The organism is Teichococcus wenyumeiae, assembly GCF_003696345.1.
GTDB classification, from domain to species: domain Bacteria; phylum Pseudomonadota; class Alphaproteobacteria; order Acetobacterales; family Acetobacteraceae; genus Pseudoroseomonas; species Pseudoroseomonas wenyumeiae.
The window spans coordinates 67,851-83,577 of sequence record NZ_RFLX01000018.1 but is presented as its reverse complement, the minus strand read 5'-3'; the positions used below and the strand labels follow the sequence as shown (position 1 = coordinate 83,577).

General features: G+C 69.4%; 18 protein-coding genes. 10 read left to right on the top strand and 8 right to left on the bottom strand.

The window, feature by feature from the left end:
- Positions 1–952: cysteine synthase A (gene cysK / locus EBE87_RS19970; protein ID WP_302467115.1), on the top strand; the 952-nt coding region annotated here is incomplete at its 5' end.
- A gap of 78 nt (positions 953–1,030) precedes the next feature.
- Entirely contained in the window at positions 1,031–1,633 is a 603-nt protein-coding gene (locus tag EBE87_RS19965; RefSeq protein WP_120636538.1) for a hypothetical protein, read from the top strand.
- A 4-nt stretch (positions 1,634–1,637) separates the two neighbouring features.
- Here the strand turns inward: EBE87_RS19965 and EBE87_RS19960 are convergent, their stop codons facing one another.
- The 3 genes from EBE87_RS19960 to EBE87_RS19950 form a co-directional block, all read right to left on the bottom strand.
- The gene (locus EBE87_RS19960; protein WP_120636537.1) at positions 1,638–2,075 is read right to left on the bottom strand and encodes a hypothetical protein; all 438 of its coding nucleotides are present in this window, start codon (positions 2,073–2,075) and stop codon (positions 1,638–1,640) included.
- Positions 2,072–2,800 (bottom strand): DUF7168 domain-containing protein, encoded by a 729-nt coding sequence (locus EBE87_RS19955; protein ID WP_120636536.1) that lies wholly within the window; start codon positions 2,798–2,800, stop codon positions 2,072–2,074. The genes EBE87_RS19960 and EBE87_RS19955 overlap by 4 nt, the downstream gene beginning before the upstream one ends.
- Before the next feature lie 85 nt (positions 2,801–2,885).
- Positions 2,886–3,278, bottom strand: coding sequence for a response regulator (locus EBE87_RS19950; protein WP_120636535.1), 393 nt, complete (start codon positions 3,276–3,278; stop codon positions 2,886–2,888).
- Positions 3,279–3,523: 245 nt separating this feature from the next.
- Here EBE87_RS19950 and EBE87_RS19945 point away from each other — a divergent pair, with 245 nt between their 5' ends.
- Positions 3,524–3,763: a DUF3126 family protein gene (locus EBE87_RS19945; RefSeq protein WP_120636534.1), complete on the top strand. Its 240-nt coding sequence runs from the start codon at positions 3,524–3,526 to the stop codon at positions 3,761–3,763.
- A gap of 14 nt (positions 3,764–3,777) precedes the next feature.
- On the opposite strand, the gene EBE87_RS19940 is transcribed toward EBE87_RS19945, so the two are convergent.
- Positions 3,778–4,680 carry an alpha/beta hydrolase gene (locus tag EBE87_RS19940; protein ID WP_199707055.1) on the bottom strand — a complete coding sequence of 301 codons (903 nt, stop codon included), beginning with the start codon at positions 4,678–4,680 and terminating at the stop codon, positions 3,778–3,780.
- Positions 4,681–4,818: 138 nt separating this feature from the next.
- On the opposite strand from EBE87_RS19940, the gene nthA reads away from it, so the two are divergent.
- From nthA to EBE87_RS19925, 3 genes are read left to right on the top strand one after another with little or no spacing between them, the layout of a single operon-like run.
- Positions 4,819–5,457, top strand: coding sequence for a nitrile hydratase subunit alpha (gene nthA / locus EBE87_RS19935; RefSeq protein ID WP_120636547.1), 639 nt, complete (start codon positions 4,819–4,821; stop codon positions 5,455–5,457).
- Positions 5,454–6,110, top strand: a complete 657-nt coding sequence (nthB, locus tag EBE87_RS19930) for a nitrile hydratase subunit beta (protein WP_120636533.1) — start codon at positions 5,454–5,456, stop codon at positions 6,108–6,110. Before nthA ends, nthB begins: the two co-directional genes overlap by 4 nt.
- A complete protein-coding gene (locus tag EBE87_RS19925; protein WP_233552999.1) occupies positions 6,097–6,438 on the top strand; it encodes a nitrile hydratase accessory protein in 342 nt (113 codons plus the stop codon). The genes nthB and EBE87_RS19925 overlap by 14 nt, the downstream gene beginning before the upstream one ends.
- A gap of 35 nt (positions 6,439–6,473) precedes the next feature.
- Here EBE87_RS19925 and EBE87_RS19920 read toward each other — a convergent pair whose 3' ends face one another.
- Both EBE87_RS19920 and EBE87_RS19915 read right to left on the bottom strand, forming a co-directional pair.
- Positions 6,474–8,060: an ABC transporter substrate-binding protein gene (locus EBE87_RS19920; RefSeq protein WP_120636531.1), complete on the bottom strand. Its 1,587-nt coding sequence runs from the start codon at positions 8,058–8,060 to the stop codon at positions 6,474–6,476.
- The gene (locus EBE87_RS19915) at positions 8,057–9,253 is read right to left on the bottom strand and encodes an amidohydrolase (protein WP_120636530.1); all 1,197 of its coding nucleotides are present in this window, start codon (positions 9,251–9,253) and stop codon (positions 8,057–8,059) included. The genes EBE87_RS19920 and EBE87_RS19915 overlap by 4 nt, the downstream gene beginning before the upstream one ends.
- 630 nt (positions 9,254–9,883) lie before the next feature.
- Between EBE87_RS19915 and EBE87_RS19910 the strand changes: the two genes are divergently transcribed.
- A complete protein-coding gene (locus EBE87_RS19910) occupies positions 9,884–10,858 on the top strand; it encodes a hypothetical protein (protein ID WP_233552997.1) in 975 nt (324 codons plus the stop codon).
- 37 nt (positions 10,859–10,895) lie between these two features.
- On the opposite strand, the gene EBE87_RS19905 is transcribed toward EBE87_RS19910, so the two are convergent.
- Both EBE87_RS19905 and EBE87_RS19900 read right to left on the bottom strand, forming a co-directional pair.
- Entirely contained in the window at positions 10,896–11,915 is a 1,020-nt protein-coding gene (locus tag EBE87_RS19905; protein ID WP_120636528.1) for an NADP-dependent oxidoreductase, read from the bottom strand.
- A gap of 62 nt (positions 11,916–11,977) precedes the next feature.
- A complete protein-coding gene (locus EBE87_RS19900) occupies positions 11,978–12,298 on the bottom strand; it encodes an antibiotic biosynthesis monooxygenase family protein (protein WP_120636527.1) in 321 nt (106 codons plus the stop codon).
- Positions 12,299–12,395: 97 nt separating this feature from the next.
- On the opposite strand from EBE87_RS19900, the gene EBE87_RS19895 reads away from it, so the two are divergent.
- From EBE87_RS19895 to EBE87_RS19885, 3 genes are all read left to right on the top strand, one after another.
- Positions 12,396–13,466, top strand: coding sequence for an alpha-hydroxy acid oxidase (locus EBE87_RS19895; RefSeq protein ID WP_233552995.1), 1,071 nt, complete (start codon positions 12,396–12,398; stop codon positions 13,464–13,466).
- Entirely contained in the window at positions 13,463–14,200 is a 738-nt protein-coding gene (gene fhuF / locus EBE87_RS19890; protein WP_120636526.1) for a siderophore-iron reductase FhuF, read from the top strand. Before EBE87_RS19895 ends, fhuF begins: the two co-directional genes overlap by 4 nt.
- Before the next feature lie 71 nt (positions 14,201–14,271).
- On the top strand, positions 14,272–15,645 hold the full coding sequence (locus EBE87_RS19885) for an MATE family efflux transporter (RefSeq protein WP_233552992.1): 1,374 nt from the start codon (positions 14,272–14,274) through the stop codon (positions 15,643–15,645).
- The last annotated feature ends 82 nt before the right edge of the window (positions 15,646–15,727 follow it).

Genomic DNA, 15,727 nt, shown 5'->3' with positions numbered 1-15,727 from the left:
CGCCCAGGGCCGCCTCTTCCACAGCATCCTTGACACCATCGGCGCCACGCCGCTGGTCCGCCTGCCGCGGCTGGAGGCGGCGCACGGCCTGCAGGCCCGCCTGGCGCTGAAGCTGGAGTTCTTCAACCCATTGGCCTCGCTCAAGGACCGCATCGGCCAGGCCATGGTGGCCGAGGCCGAGGCTGCCGGCCTGCTCACCCCCGATGCCGAGCCGCCGCAGACCATTGTCGAGCCCACCTCCGGCAATACCGGCATCGCGCTGGCCTTTGTCGCCGCGGCCAAAGGCTACCGCCTGGTGGTCACCATGCCCGACGGCGCCTCGGCCGAGCGGCGCAAGATGCTGCGGCTGCTCGGCGCCGAGGTGGTGCTGACCCCGGCGCCGCTGGGGATGGCCGGCGCCATCGCCGAGGCCGAGCGCATCGCCGCCGCCACCCCCGGCGCCTGGATGCCGCGCCAGTTCGACAACCCGGCCAACCCCGCCGTCCACGCCGCCACCACGGCCGAGGAGATCTGGGCCGACACCGCAGGCGAGGTGGATGTGGTGGTGGCCGGCCTCGGCACCGGCGGCACGCTGACCGGCATCGCCACCGCGCTGAAGCCGCGCCGCCCGGGGCTGACGCTGGTGGGCGTCGAGCCGGCGGAATCCGCCTTTCTCTCCGGCGACGACCCGGGGCCGCACGAGATCCAGGGCATCGGCGCCGGCTTCAAGCCCGGTGTGCTGGAGCTGGAGAAGGTCGACCTGCTGCGCCGCGTCACCGAACGCGAGGCCTTCGCCGCCGCCCGCCTCTGCGCCCGCACCGAGGGCATCCCCATCGGCATCTCCTCCGGCGCCGTACTGCATGCCATGCTCGACCTCGCCCAGCAGCCCGAGCACCACGGCAAGCTCATCACCGGCATCGCCGCCTCCTTCGCCGAACGCTACCTCTCCACCGACCTCTTCCACGGACTATGAGATGGCAACGGCCGCGCCGGGGGTGATGCTTCCGGCCGGCGTCGCCATGTAAGAGGACGCATGACCGGGAGAAGAACCATGAAGCGGCGCCTCGCCACGGCCCTGACATCCTCGCTCCTGGCGCTGCCACTGCTGGCGGCGCCTGCCCTGGCGCAGCAGAGCCCGACCCTGCTGCCCACCCGCGATGTGTCCGTGACCTTCCGCCTGACGGGCAGTGACCGGATGCCTGGGGACATCAATGCCGCCTGGCTGTCCAGCCAGCGGGTGCTGCGGGTGGACAATGCCTCCGCCCCTGGCTGGCTGATGGTGGAACAGCCGAGCCAGCGCGCCTTCATGGTCATGGAAGGCCAGCGGCTGGTGATGCGCCTGCCGCAGGCGCCCGAGATCGCCATGCTGCTGGACCGGCCGGAGTCCCAGGGGCGCGTCACGCGGCTGGGCCGCCGCACCATCGCCGGCATGGGCTGCACGGACTGGCACATCGAGCGACGGGACGGCAAGGGCGGCACCGCCTGCCTGACGCAGGACGGCGTGCTGCTGCGCGCGCAGCAGACCGGGCGGCAGGAAGTGCTGGAAGCCACCCGCGTCAGCTACGGGCCGCAGGACCCCGGCCGCTTCCGCCTGCCGGGCTATCCGCAGTTGCAGCTCCCCGCCAGCCTGCGCGGGCTGCGTCTGCCGGGCTGAAGGCTCAGGCCGGGTCCAGGAAGATGGGCCGGGCCGCCGGGTCCCAGACGATGCCGGCCTCTGCCAGGGACGGCGCCAGCGCCGAGGCCGGCAGCCGCAGGTAGCGTTCCAGCAGTTGCAGGTAGAGGCCCATGAAGCGCGGCCCATGGCCGTCCGAGGCACCGTCATGGGTGCTGGTCATGGCATGGGCCAGTTCATGCAGCAGCAGCCAGCTTGGCCATTGCGGCGGCAGCCGCAGGCGCAGCCGGTTGGCATCGGCCTGCACCCGGCGGGATTGCGGCGGCAGCGGTTCCACCGCTGGGGGGTAGCGCAGGCCCATCTCCGCCCAGATCGCCTCCACCATCGGCTGCGCGGCGGAGAAGGGCAGCAGGTCCTGGCCATGCGGCGCCACATGCGCGTCTTCCCAGGCATAGACCCGGGCGCGCTGGTGGTCGCGCCTCATTCCAGAAGGCCGCGCCCATCGCCGGAGACGGGGCGGTTCAGGTTCACCCGCTCCCCCGCTGCCTCGCCATGCCGGAAGGCGGCGTCCTGGCGCAGGCTGCGGCGGCCGCCGGACACCAGCCGCGTGCCGGTCTCGCGGAAGGCATCTTCCACCACGCGGTGCTTCACCAGGATCAGCGCGGTGCCGGTCTGCCGCTGCGCCGCCACGCCGGCCTCCCGCTCGGCATGCATGGTCTCCAGCCGCTCGGCCAGCCGCGCCGCCATGCCCTGCTGGAAGCTGGTGCTGGCCTGCCGCAGCGGCACGCCGCGCAGGGCCGGGCGGGTGGCGCGGAACCGCTCCAGCTCCACCACCATGGCGCGGCCGACGACCTGGAACAGATAGGCGGCGAGTGATGTATCCGTCTCGAAGCCGAAGAAGACGTAGCGCGGCCCGGCGCCATCGCGCGCCAGCCAGACCTTGCAGTCGCAGAAGCGGGCGATGGCCGGCACGCAGCCATCGATCGGCCGCCGCTGCCGGCCGGGGAGGGGGATCTCGACCTGGACGCAGCGGGCTTCCCGCAGGTCGATCTCCTCCATGGAAAGGGCATAGCGCTCCAGCAGCCGGCCGACCATCTCAGCCGCCGCCATGGCCTCGGCCTCGGTGCAGCCATTGGAGACGGTGCGGTCGGCCAGCGCGCGGATGCGCGCCTTGACGCGCGCGATCTCGGTATCCTGAGAAGGAGGCATGAAGGTCCGGGTTGGGTTCAGAAGGGTGCCGGCATGATAGCCGCGGCGCCCCTGGCGGTCAGGCCCCCCGTGGGGCCGGCGCGCCTTAGAGCCCCAGGCGCTCCAGCGCCTGGCGCAGTTCGGCATTGGCATAGGGCTTGGGCAGGAAGTCCAACTGCCCGTGCTGGATGAAGCGCTGCCGCAACTCCTCCGTATCCGCACCGCTGGCGATCAGCACCGGCAGATTGGGACGGACAGCGCGGATCTCGTCCACCATGTCGCGGCCCCGGGCGCCCGGGATGTTGATGTCCAGCAACACGGCCTCCAGCGCGCCTTCGCCAGGGTCCACCTTCGCCAGCACGGCGGCGGCATTGGCGGCCTCGGTGGCGCGGAAGCCCATGTCCTCCAGCATCGCCACGGTGACCATGCGCACGATGGGTTCATCCTCGACAACCAGGATGGTGGGGCGCTGGGTCTCGTTCGGCTGGGTAACGCTCATGGGATCTCTCGCCGGGACAAGTGCGACTATCGCAAAGCCTTTGGCTTCGCCCCGGATATGGGTTGGCGTACCGTCTGCCAAGATCAGCAGAGCGGCTCATCACGGGAACGTGTGCTGAGTATAACAGAAACCCAGCAGCAAGCCAGCGGTTGCATCGGATTGCTCCTTTTTCTGTGAGGTGGCTGGACCGAGCGGATCATCGGGGGCATGGAAGGCTATCCCCAGCAACGGAACACCACACCCGCATGACGCCCACCGATATTGCCCGCGTTCAGACCTACCTTCGGCGCCTGCTTGGCTCGGACCGCATCCGCATCGTGCCGCCGGCGCGCAAGGGTCTGTCCGTGGAAGTGGCGGTGGAGGACGAGGTGATCGGCACCCTGCACCAGGACCATGACGAGGGCGAGACTTCCTATTCGGTCCACCTGACCATCCTGGAGGACGACCTCCCGCCCGCACCCAAGGACCCTGTCAAGCGGCGGTGAGCCGGGGCGCGGGCTCAGGCCTGCGCCTCGCCGACCCGCATGAAGGTCAGTGAATCCCGCAGCGTCGGCGCCACGAAGCGCAGCGCGCCGGATAATGCGCCGGCGATCGCGGCATGGCCGATGCCGGAATAGAAGCGCGTCTCCACCGGCCCGCCGCCGGTGCGGATGCGCTCGGCCAGCCTCCTTGCATTGCCGGGGTCGACGGTTTCGTCGGCCTCGCCCTGCAACAGCAGCATCGGCGGGTTGGCACCATCGGCGAAGCTGATGGGCTGCGTCCGCGCCAGTTGCTCCTCCGCGCCGAAGATCGGCCGCAGGTCTGCCCGCAGCGGCAGGAAGTCATAGGGCCCGGCAATGCCGATGACGCCGGCGAGGTCCCGCGCCGGCTGCATCGCCACGGCGCCAAGCCATTGCCGGTCCAGCGCCAGCATCGCGGCATTATAGGCACCGGCGGAATGCCCCATCAGGAACAGTCGGGTCGGATCGGCGCCAAGCATCACGCGGTTGTCGAAGGCCCAGCGCGTTGCCAGCGCACAATCCTGCAGGAAGGCGGGAAATCCCGCTTCCGGATAAAGCCGGTAATCGGGAATGGCGACAATGCAGCCGCGTTCCGCCAGGGCCGCGCCGACGAAGCGGTACATGGCCCGGCTGCCTTCCGTCCAGCCGCCGCCATAGAGGAACACCACCATGGGCGGCGAGGCGGTTTCCGGCGACGGCTGATACAGGTCTAGCTTGTGCCGGGGCAGGGGGCCGTAAGGAATGGCCTCGCCCGCCATGCGCTCCGGCGCCAGCCCGTTCAGCAAGCCCGCCGGGGAGCAGCCGGAGGCCAGCAACAGCCCCGCCACCCCCAGCACCCGCCGCCCGATGGAGCCACGCACCCGGGGGGAGGAAGAGGTGGCGGGCTGAAAGGGAAGCATCATGGCTTGCGCGATCGCCTTATGGCACGGGAATGGAAAGGTGACGCCCGCGCTTGCCAAGGGTTGCATCCGCCGCGGCATGGTTGCGCGGCAGCACCATCCGGCGTGATGATCGGCCAGAAGCGGAAGGGAAGGGACGCCATGCCGCACGACCACGATCACCACGATCATGACCACCACCATGACCATGACCATGGCAGCAGCCTCTCCGAGATGGAGCTGCGCGTGCGCGCCCTGCAGTCGCTGCTGGTGGAAAAGGGCTACGTGGACCCCGCCGCGCTGGACGAATTCGTCGAGACCTATGAGACCCGCATCGGCCCGCGCAACGGCGCGCAGGTGGTAGCCAAGGCCTGGGCCGATCCAGGGTTCCTCGACTGGCTGCGCCGCGATGCAAGTGCCGCCATCCATTCCCTGGGCTTCACCGGGCGCCAGGGCGAACACATGGTCGCGGTGGAGAACACGGCGGACGAGCACAACATGGTCGTCTGCACTCTCTGCTCCTGCTACCCCTGGCCGGTGCTGGGCCTGCCGCCCACCTGGTACAAGTCGCCCGCCTATCGCTCCCGCGCCGTGATCGACCCGCGCGGCGTGCTGCGCGACTTCGGGGTGGAACTGCCGGAAGCCACGCGCATCCGCGTCTGGGATTCGACGGCTGAGATCCGCTACCTCGTCATCCCGCGCCGCCCGGAGGGAACCGAGGGCTGGGACGAAGCCCGCCTCGCCACGCTGGTAACGCGGGACTCCATGATCGGCACCGGCCTGGCGCGGCCCGCCGCATGAACGGCCCGCAAGACCTGGGCGGCGCCATGGGCTTCGGCCCCGTGCTGCCGGAGCCGGAAGGCGAGCTCTTCCATGCCGACTGGGAAAAAGGCGCCTTCGCGCTGACCCTGGCCATGGGCGCGCTGGGCCGCTGGAGCATCGATGCCGCCCGGCATACCCGGGAAAGCATCCCGCCGGCCCGCTACCTCTCCGCCAGCTATTACGAGATCTGGCTGACGGCGCTGGAACGCCTGCTGGTGGCCCATGGCCTGACTACCGAAGCCGAATTGCGGGAAGGCCGCAGCCTGGAGGCTTCGCCAACGGTGCGGCCGCTGCCGGCGCCGGACGTGTTGCCGGCCCTGATGCGCGGCACGCAATACAGCCGCCCCGCCGCCAACCCCGCCCGTTTCGCCGTGGGCGACCGCGTGCGGACGCGCAACGAGCACCCCACCGGCCATACCCGCCTGCCGCGCTATGCGCGAGACAAGGAGGGCGTCGTGGAAGCTGCCCGTGGCGTCTTTGTCTTTCCCGATACCCTGGCGCATGGACAAGGCGAGGCGCCGCAATGGCTCTACACCATCCGTTTCGAGGGACGGGAATTGTGGGGGGAGCAATCGGACCCCACCCTGGCCATCTCCATCGATGCCTGGGAGTCCTATCTTGAGCCGCTCTGACCCCGTTCCCGCCGACCTGCCGGGCCTGGAGCTCGGCCCGGATGGGCCGGTCTTCCGCGAACCCTGGGAGGCGCAGGCCTTCGCCATGGCCGTGGCGCTGCATGGGGCCGGCTGCTTCAGCTGGAGCGAATGGGCGCAGGCCCTGGGGCGAGAGATCGCCCGCCCGGGTGGTGCGCAGACCGCCTATTACGAGCACTGGCTGGCGGCGCTGGAGCACCTGGTGGCGGAGAAGGGCATCCTGGATGCCCCCCTCCTGCTGCGCCGGCGCGAGGAATGGCGCGCGGCGGCCGAGGCCACCCCGCATGGCGAGCCGATCCTACTGCGGTGAAACGGCTCGCTTTCTAGCGGAAGGGACGGGTCGCCTCAGCGCGCCGGGCGCACCTCGGCGGCCAGGGTCTGCTCATCCAGCCGCGGCGTGTAGGTCAGGCCGCGGCGGGTGGCCCAGACGCTCTTCTGCGTGTGCAGGGGGATGATGGCGACATCGTCCATCGCCATCTTCATGGCATCCTGCATCATCTTCTCGCGCGTCTTGTCGTCCAGCGTGCTCAGGGCCTTCTCCGCCAGCGCATCCATCTCCGGGTTCACGTAACGCCCGTAGTTGGACAGGCCGAGGCTGCCGCCGCCCCCCTGCGCCCGCGTGCCCATCACCGCGCGCAGCGAGGTGGAGGGCTCGCCGGTGCTGTTGCTCCAGCCCAGCATATAGGCCGAGGCATCGAAGCGGTTCAGCCGGCCGATCAGCGTCGCCAGCGGCGTCGCCTCCACCTGCGTCTTGATGCCGATGCGCGCCCACATCTGCGCGATGACCTGCTGCACCTGGGAATCGTTGATGTAGCGGTCATTGGGGCCGCGCAGCGTGATGCTCAGCCCGTTCGGATAGCCTGCCTCGGCCAGCAGCTTCTTGGCGCGGTCGGCATCGAACTTCGGCACTGGAATCGCCGGATTGTAGCCGAAGGAGCCTTCCGGCATGAACTGCCCGGCCGGCACCGCCACATTCTCCATGATCCGCTGCACGATGGCCGGGCGGTTGATGGCGATGGAGAGCGCCTCGCGAACCCGCTTGTCCTGCAGCGGGTTCTTGGTCAGTTCCTCGCCATTCGGGCCGCGCACATCCGGCGTCGGGCCGTCGCGGAACACATCAAGGCCGAGAAAGATCAGCCGCAGGCTGGTGCCTTCCGCGACGGTGACCTTGTCGTTGTTGCGGATCTTGGCGACATCGGCGGTCGGCACGTTGTCGATCATCGCCACGTCGCCGGAGAGCAGCGCCGCGACGCGCGCACCGGAATTGGTGATGATGCGGTACTGCACCTTGTCCCAGGCCGGCTTCTCGCCCCAGTAGGTCTCGTTGCGCGCCATCTCGACCCGGTTGTTCGGCTCATAGGAGACGAACTTGAAGGGGCCGGTGCCGATCGCCGCCTTGCCGGAGTTGAAGTCGGCAGAAGGCGTGTTCTCGCCGATGCCGCGCGAGACCATGAAGACATTGGCCAGGTCGTTGGGCAGCAGCGGATAGGGCGCGGCGGTCTTGAAGCGCACCGTATACGCATCCACCACCTGCACGTCCGTGATGGCGCGGGTATAGACGGCGAAGGAGCTGGGGCTCTGCACCCAGGGCACGCGCTTCAGCGTGAAGGCCACGTCCTCGGCCGTGAAGTCGGCGCCGTTGTGGAACTTCACGCCGGGCCGCAGCTTGAATTCCCAGGTGGTGTCGTCCACCAGCTTCCAGGATTCCGCCAGGGCAGGGCGCACGCGCGCATTCTCGTCACGCTGCGTCAGAGGCTCGAACATATGGGCGGAAAGCTGAATGCTCGGCGTCAGCGTGTAGTAATGCGGGTCGATGCTGGCCGGCGGCGCGCTGACGGCCAGCGACAGCGGCTCGGCCTGCGCGGCCGCGAGCGGCGACAGCAGGGCGCAGCCCAGCAGCGCGGCGCGGAGAGAACGGGTCATGATGCTCATCGGTCTTCCAGGCTCAGTTCCTGCTGCACCAGGCTCGCCCAATAGGCGGCGCCGAGGGTCAGCGTCTCGTCACTGAAGTCGTATTTCGGCGTATGGACATTGTGGAAGCTGCCATCGGCGTTGACGCCATTGCCGATGCGCATGAAGACGCCAGGCTTCTGCTGCAGCATGAAGGCGAAATCCTCGCCGCCCGTGCTCATCGGGAATTCGCCGATGGCCTGCGGGCCGACCAGCGCGGCGGCCGCCGCATTGGCCACGGGCACCTTCTCCGGCGCGTTCACGGTGGGGGGGCAGAGCGCCTCGTAGGTTAGCTCCGCCTCGCAGCCATGCGCGGCCGCCAGGGTCTTGGCCAGTTCCTCCAGCCGCTGCCGGATCACCGCCTGGGCCTCCGGGCGGAAATAGCGCGCGGTGCCGCGCACCACGACGCGGGAGGGCATCACATTGGGCGAGCCATAGGTGCCGCCCGAGACATGGCCGACGGAGAGCGCCGCGGGCTCGGTGGGCTTCAGGTTGCGCGGCAGGATGGTCTGCACCGCCAGCAGGAAATGGCCCAGCACCACCGTGGTATCGGTAGCCAGATGCGGCGCGGCGCCGCCATGGCCACCGGTGCCGGTGAAGGTGACGCCCCAGAAGTCGGCGCCGGCCAGGATCGGCCCTGGGCGGGTGGCGAACTGCCCTACCGGCAGGCCGGGCGTGTTGTGCATCCCATAGACCGCATCCACCGGGAAGCGGTCGAAGAGCCCATCGGCGATCATGGCGGCGGCGCCGGTACCGGCTTCCTCGGCCGGCTGAAAGATGAAGTGCACGGTGCCGGCGAAGTCTGGGTTGCGCGCCAGGTACTTGGCGGCACCCAGTAGCATGGTGGTATGGCCGTCATGGCCGCAGGCATGCATCTTGCCCGGCACCTTGGAGGCATGCGGGAAGTCGTTCTCCTCCTGGATGAAGAGCGCATCCATGTCGGCCCGCAGCCCGATGGCCCGCTGGCCCGGCCGGCGGCCCTGGAGGGTGCCGACCACGCCGGTCTTGCCGATGCCTTCCTCGACCTTCAGGCCCCATTCGCGCAGCTTGTCGGCGACCAGCGCAGCGGTACGCACCTCCTCGAAACGCGTTTCGGGATGCTCATGGATGTCGCGCCGGATGGCGATGAGTTCAGGTTCGAACTCCTTGATCGCCTCAAGCATGCCCTGCCGCATCACTGATACCTCTTAGACTTGCAAGATGTTGCGCACAGTGATCCGGCGGCCCCGGTGGGTCAATGTGTTGACCTCAAGAAGATGAGAGCTGGAATCAAAGGGTCGGTTCCTGACGACGAGTCTGCCGGTGGCGTCCAAGGCTGCCCCGCAGACCGGCCCAGGGGAATGGAAGGGTCACTTTTAAATGGGCGCTGAGAGGCCTGGGTCGACCGGAGTCGCGCTGAAACGGGAATCAAAGGGTCGGAACTAGGCGGTTGAGAGGTGCTTTAAGCGCCCTGGTGGCGCCCGGCCGTGGCTTTATCCACCAAAAGGCCCACAAGAGCGGTCAATCAGTGTCTGATTCAGAGTCTATTAGAAAAGTCTATTCCGAGAAATGCCATTTATAATCAACGTCTTAATATGGTGGAGTGACCCCTTCCTTCCCGTTTCCGACCTCTTCTCTCCCAAACCCGACCCTGCCATTCCCGAAAGCGACCCCTCCGTTCACTTCTCCCCCGTCTCATCCACCGCGGCCGTGGCGGGAAAGGGCGCGTGCCGCCGAAAACGACCCCTTGATTCCCTGATGATGCGAAGCCCTGCTCAGGGTGCTAGTCTGCCTGCACCCGCGGGAATCAAAGGGTCGATATTGTGGTGACGAATTCAGGCAGCCAGGAGCTGACAGAGGCCGAGCGGAAGCGGCTGGAACGCTTCGAACGTGCCAAGGCCAATCGTCGCGGCCGCAAAGCCCCGACCGTGATGCCTTCCCGTCTCGCACGAACATCCGCCTTCGCCCCACGCAAGAAGGGGCTGATCACCGATAGCGGCTTTCAGCGGCTTTACGTGGTCCGGCCGCATACCGTGGTGGAAGTGCGTGGCCGCGAACTGGGATCGCAGCACCGGGATGCGCTCTACGCGCTGTTCCGCATGCGGGCCAAGCGTACCGAGATGGCGCCGCAGGACGGTGCCCGCCCGCTGCCTTACTACCACACCGAAACCACATGGCGTGCCCTGCTTTCCGCCACCGGCCGCACTGCGCATGTGAACAACCTGGGCACCATGCTGCGGGTCTTCGAAGAGCTGCGCTCCGTCTCCTTCCGGTTCTACCAGGGCGATTTCGCGCAATACGAGGCCGCGACGCAAAGCGGGCGCCTCGCCGCGGCCGGCTACTCGGACAATCTGCTGGGCCGCATCGAATGGGACGGCATCACCCTCGATTCCCGGGTGAAGGTCGCCTATGGCGAATGGGTCCGCGACATGTTCGAGAGCCGCACCCTCGCCAGCATCGACGGCGAAACCTATTTCAAGCTGCGCTCCGACTATGCCAAGGCCTTCTGGCCCTTCATCGACAGCCAGCCGGACTATACCTGGGTGCCGGTGGAAACCCTCGCCGAGCTGGCGGGCCGCGACTACAAGGCCGAGACCACGCGCCAGCGCCTGAAGTTCCGCGAGGAATGCCGCCAGGCCTTCGAGGACATGACCAATGCCGGCGGCCTGGCGTCCTGGACCTGCGAGGAAACCGGCAGCGGCCGCGCCAAATCCTACCGCTACCGCTATGTCCATGCCCTGCCGAAGCAGGGCTCGCTGGCGCTTCAGACGCCCGGAATAGAAGGGTCGGAAACGACCTGAACACTGGAATGAAGGGGTCGTTTCCGCTCCTGCCGCGTCAGGTCGCCACGCGCACCAGCAGCTTGCCGAAGTTGCGGCCTTCCAGCAGGCCCACGAAGGCTTCCGGGGCGCGCTCCAGCCCTTCCACCACGTCCTCCCGATAACGAACCTTCCCTTCCGCCACCCAGCCGGACATTTCCCGCAGGAAGTCCGGCCGGTGCGCGGCGAATTCCCGCTGGATGAAGCCGCGGATGGTCAGGCTGCGGGACAGCACCTCCCGCATCAGGCCGGGCAGGCGGTCGGGCGCCTCGGTGCTGGCGCCGTTGTATTGCGACACCAGCCCGCAGACCGGCACGCGGGCGAATTCATTCAGCAGCGGAAAGACCGCGTCCCAGACCGGGCCGCCGACATTCTCAAAATAAACATCGACGCCATCAGGGCAGGCGGCGCGCAGCTGCTCGGCGAAATCGGGCGCGCGGTGGTCGATGGCGGCATCGAAGCCGAATTCCTCGCGCAGCGCGGCGCATTTCCGTGGCCCGCCGGCGATGCCCACCGCGCGGGCGCCCTTGATGCGCGCGATCTGCCCCACCGCCGAGCCGACCGGCCCCGTCGCGGCCGCCACCACCACCGTCTCGCCCGGCTTCGGCTGGCCCAGCAGCAGCAGGCCGGACCAGGCGGTGAAGCCCGGCATGCCCAGCACGCCCAGCGCGGTGCTGACCGGTGCCACCGCCGGGTCCAGCTTGCGCAGGCTGTCGCCCCGAGCCACGGAATGGCTCTGCCAGCCGGAATAGGAGAGCACGACATCGCCCGGCGCGAAGCCCGGGTGGCGTGATTCCAGCACGCGGCAGACGGTGCCGCCCTCCATCACCTCGCCGATCTCCACGGGCTTGGCATAGGACCGCCCGGCATTCATCCGCCCCCGCATATAGGGGTCGAGGGACAGGTAGAGCGTCTCCAGCAGCACCTCACCCTCCGCCGGCGGCGGCACGGGATGTTCCTCCAGGCGGAAATGCTCCGGCCCGGGGCGTCCCTCCGGCCGGGCGGCGAGGCGGATCTGGCGGCTAACGGTCTGCGGCATCAGGTTGCTCCTTCTTGGCTGACGGCTGAGATGGGGCCGCCGCGCCAGGATGGAACCGCCGCTTATTCCGGCAAGAGGGTTTGGACGCTATCGAAGCCCTCGAACTGCGGCGGGCCGATGTAGAGCGGCTTGCGCTCCCCGGCGCCGCGATGCGCCGCCCGGAAGGCCTCCGAGCGCGTCCAGTTCTCAAAATCCTCGCGCGAGCGCCAGGTGGTGTGGGAGGCGTAAAGCACATGGTCCTCCGCCGCCGGGCCGCGCAGCAGGTGGAAGGCGACAAAGCCCGGCACCTCCCGCAACCGGGAATCCCGGCTGGCCCAAACCTGCTCGAACTCCGCCTCATTCCCCAGGGCGACGCGGAAGCGGTTCATGGCAATAAAGGGCATGGCGCTGCTCCTGCTCTTTGCGAATGCTTCTCATTCATGGTAGGCAGCCTGGTCTCGGCCAGTCGAGCCGGGCTCCCCGTGTCCAGGATAGCCGCCTGTGATCCCGCCCGATATCGCCTCCCTGTCGGATTACGAGCCCCATGCGCGCCGGCGGATGGGGGAGAATGCCTGGGCCTATGTTTCCGGCGGCGCCGCCGATGAACTGACGCTCACTGAAAACCGCGCCGCCTTCACCCGCCTGAAGCTGAACCAGGGCGTGCTGGCCGATATGGCCGGGGCGAGCACCGGGCTGGAACTCTTCGGGCAGCACCTGGCGCATCCGATCCTGGTGGCGCCCACCGCCTTCCACCGCCTGCTGCACCCGGAAGGGGAAATCGCCACCGTCATCGGCGCCAGCGCGATGCAAACGGGCATGGTGGTCAGCGCCCAGGCCAGCCTGCCGCTGGAAGCCATCGCCAACCGGGCCACGCCGCGCCCCTGGTTCCAGCTCTATATCCAGCCAGACCGCGACTTCACGTGGTCCCTGGCCCGGCGGGCGGAGGAGGCAGGCTTCGCCGCCATTGTCGTCACCGTCGATGCGCCGGTCAGCCTGCGCAACCGGGAGCAGCGCGCCGGCTTCCGCCTGCCGCCGGGGGTAGAGGCGGTGAACCTGCGCGGCGCCGGGCCGCAGCCTGGCGGGGACAGCGTCTTCGGCAGCCTGCTGCGGGCTGCCGCCACCTGGGCGGATATCGCGGTGCTGCGCCGCCAGACCAGCCTGCCGCTGCTGCTGAAGGGCATTACCACGCCCGCCGACGCGCAGCGTGCGCTGGAGGCCGGGGCGGATGGGCTGGTGGTCTCCAACCATGGCGGCCGCGTGCTGGACGGGCAGCCCGCCAGCATCGAGGTTCTGCCCGCCGTGGCCCGCGCAGTGGCCGGCCGCGTACCGCTGCTGCTGGATGGCGGCATCCGCCGTGGCACCGATGTGCTGAAGGCCCTGGCCCTCGGCGCCCGGGCCGTGCTGGTGGGGCGACCCGTTCTTTACGGCTTGGCCTTGGCCGGGGCGACCGGCGTCGCGCATGTGCTGAAGCTGCTGCGCGCCGAGCTGGAGGTGGCCATGGCCCAGACCGGCTGCGCGCGCCTGGACAGCATCACCTCCGATATCCTGTGGCAGCCGGAGCCCGGCCGATGATCGAAAGCCTCGCCCCGGTCCTGCAGGGCCCCTTGTCCTTCGCGCGGGATGCGCTCTGCCTGCCCGACAGCATGCCGGAGGGTGAGGTACTGCCCTGCGCCGCCTTGGCGGAGCCGGGTGTGCTGGGCGGGCTGCTGGACCGCTTCGCCGCCCGCCACGGCGGCGCCGACCGCCGCGCCGTGGTGTCCATGTGGACGCAGTATTACGCCGTCCGGCTGGTCTATCCGGTGCTGGCCGCCAATCTGCTGCTGGGGCGCGACCTGCCGCTGGCGCCGGAGGAGACGCTGCTGCTGGTGGGCCCCGATGGCGACCCGCGCGGCTTCTGCCTGGCGCATGAGGGCGGCACGGTGGCGGCTGGAGGCCTGGAGCGCTTCGCGCCGCTGCTGCGCGGCCATTTCGCGCCCCTGGTGGCGGCGGTGGTGGCCGAGGGCCGCATCGCCCCGCGCCTCGCCTGGAGCAATATCGGCGTCCGCTTCGCCAGCGTCGCCGAAATGGCGGAACAGCAGGGTCTGCTGTCCGAGGCCGCCCGCGCCGATATCGACGCGGTGCTGGAGCGGAGCTGCTGGCCCGATGGCTCGCCTAACCCCATCTGCGGCGTCTATGGCGCGGCCTGCGGCGACACGGACCGCCGCCGCCGCGTCTGCTGCCTGCGCTATCTGCTGCCGGATTTCACCGGCTGCGGCTGCACCTGCCCGCTGCCGGCCGGGCGTGGCGAAGCGCTGACGCGGCATTGACCCGCGGCGCGGTTGCGCGCCGCGCCTGCCCCCCATAAACCCTGGCGCCTTGATCGAGGAGCGCCCAGGGCATGACCACCATCGCCGCTGCCGGCACTGCCGGTGGCTGGGGGCGGGAACTGCGCGCCATGCTGGCCCTGGCCTGGCCGCTGGCATTGACCAACCTGTCGCAGATCGCCCTGGTGGTGACGGACACGCTGTTCCTGGGCCGGCTGGGCGAGATCCCGCTGGCGGCGGCGACGCTGGGCGGCAATCTCTACTTCATCGCCATGTCGCTGCCCTTCGGCCTCGCCTTCGCGGCCTCCGCCATGATGGCGCAGGAGAAGGGGCGGGTGCGCCACCATGTGCGGGAAATGCGCCGCACCTTCCGCCAGGCGATGTGGCTGGGGCTGCTCTCCTTCCCGCCCATTGCCCTGCTGCTGTGGCACAGCGCGGCCATCCTGCAGGCCACCGGGCAGGACCCGGAACTGGCCGAGGCGGCGCAGACCTTCGTGCGCGCCATGATGTGGGGGCTGGTGCCCTTCTACGGCTTCCTGCTGCTGCGCGGCTTCCTGTCCGCGCTGGAGCGTCCGAATGCCGCCCTTTGGGTCTCGATGGTGGCCATCTGCGTCAATGTGGTGCTGGACTACGCACTGGTGGCGGGGGGCTTCGGCATTCCGTCCCTGGGGGTGCTGGGGGCGGGGGTGGCCAGCGCCACCTCTAACCTCTTCATGTTCCTGGGGCTGGCGGGGGTGATGGCGCTGGACCGCCGCGTGTCCCGCTTCCAGCTTCTTGGCCGCTTCTGGCGCACCGACTTCCGGCGCATGGTGGACATCGTGCGGATCGGCTTGCCGATCGCCGGCACCATGCTGCTGGAGATCGGCGTCTTCAGCGGCACGGCCCTGGTGATGGGCTGGTTCGGCCCTTCCGCCGTTGCTGCCCATGCCGTGGCGCTGCAGGTGGCCAGTTCCTGCTTCATGGTGCCGATGGGCATCGGGCAGGCAGCCACCGCGCGGGTCGGCCTGGCCGCTGGCGCGGAGGACCGCCCCGGCATCCGCCGCGCCGGCTGGACCGCCATCGGCCTCGCGGCCGGCTTCATGGCCAGCACGGCGCTGGTGCTGCTGCTGGTGCCGGGCTTCCTCGCCGCGCTCTTCCTGCCGCCGGACCTGGTGGAGACGCGCCGGCTGGCCGCGACCCTGCTGATGGTGGCCGGGCTGTTCCAACTGGCCGATGGCGTGCAGGTGGCCGCGGCCGGCGAGCTGCGCGGGCTGAAGGATACCCGGCTGCCGCTGCTCTATGCCGCGCTGGGCTATTGGGTGCTGGGGCTGCCGGTGGGCATGCTGCTGGGCTTCACGGCGGGGCTGGGGCCACTCGGCATCTGGTTCGGCCTGGCGGCGGGGCTGGCGGCCGTTGCGCTGATGATGACGCTGCGCTGGCGGCGGCTGGCGATGCTGGCGCCGGGCTGAACGCCCGGCGCAACCGCCGCCGCGCCCGCGCTTTCTATGGGAACGGAAAGGGCGGCTCCACCGCTCGCCGCATCCATGGGGT

What these genes read in the sequence shown, in the direction of transcription:
- EBE87_RS19965 (WP_120636538.1), top strand. Translation starts at nt 1,031, where the DNA reads ATGAAGCGGCGCCTCGCCACGGCCCTGACATCCTCGCTCCTGGCGCTG.
- EBE87_RS19960 (WP_120636537.1), bottom strand. Translation starts at nt 2,075, where the DNA reads ATGAGGCGCGACCACCAGCGCGCCCGGGTCTATGCCTGGGAAGACGCG.
- EBE87_RS19955 (WP_120636536.1), bottom strand. Translation starts at nt 2,800, where the DNA reads ATGCCTCCTTCTCAGGATACCGAGATCGCGCGCGTCAAGGCGCGCATC.
- EBE87_RS19950 (WP_120636535.1), bottom strand. Translation starts at nt 3,278, where the DNA reads ATGAGCGTTACCCAGCCGAACGAGACCCAGCGCCCCACCATCCTGGTT.
- EBE87_RS19945 (WP_120636534.1), top strand. Translation starts at nt 3,524, where the DNA reads ATGACGCCCACCGATATTGCCCGCGTTCAGACCTACCTTCGGCGCCTG.
- EBE87_RS19940 (WP_199707055.1), bottom strand. Translation starts at nt 4,680, where the DNA reads ATGATGCTTCCCTTTCAGCCCGCCACCTCTTCCTCCCCCCGGGTGCGT.
- nthA (WP_120636547.1), top strand. Translation starts at nt 4,819, where the DNA reads ATGCCGCACGACCACGATCACCACGATCATGACCACCACCATGACCAT.
- nthB (WP_120636533.1), top strand. Translation starts at nt 5,454, where the DNA reads ATGAACGGCCCGCAAGACCTGGGCGGCGCCATGGGCTTCGGCCCCGTG.
- EBE87_RS19920 (WP_120636531.1), bottom strand. Translation starts at nt 8,060, where the DNA reads ATGAGCATCATGACCCGTTCTCTCCGCGCCGCGCTGCTGGGCTGCGCC.
- EBE87_RS19915 (WP_120636530.1), bottom strand. Translation starts at nt 9,253, where the DNA reads ATGCGGCAGGGCATGCTTGAGGCGATCAAGGAGTTCGAACCTGAACTC.
- EBE87_RS19905 (WP_120636528.1), bottom strand. Translation starts at nt 11,915, where the DNA reads ATGCCGCAGACCGTTAGCCGCCAGATCCGCCTCGCCGCCCGGCCGGAG.
- EBE87_RS19900 (WP_120636527.1), bottom strand. Translation starts at nt 12,298, where the DNA reads ATGCCCTTTATTGCCATGAACCGCTTCCGCGTCGCCCTGGGGAATGAG.
- fhuF (WP_120636526.1), top strand. Translation starts at nt 13,463, where the DNA reads ATGATCGAAAGCCTCGCCCCGGTCCTGCAGGGCCCCTTGTCCTTCGCG.
- EBE87_RS19885 (WP_233552992.1), top strand. Translation starts at nt 14,272, where the DNA reads ATGACCACCATCGCCGCTGCCGGCACTGCCGGTGGCTGGGGGCGGGAA.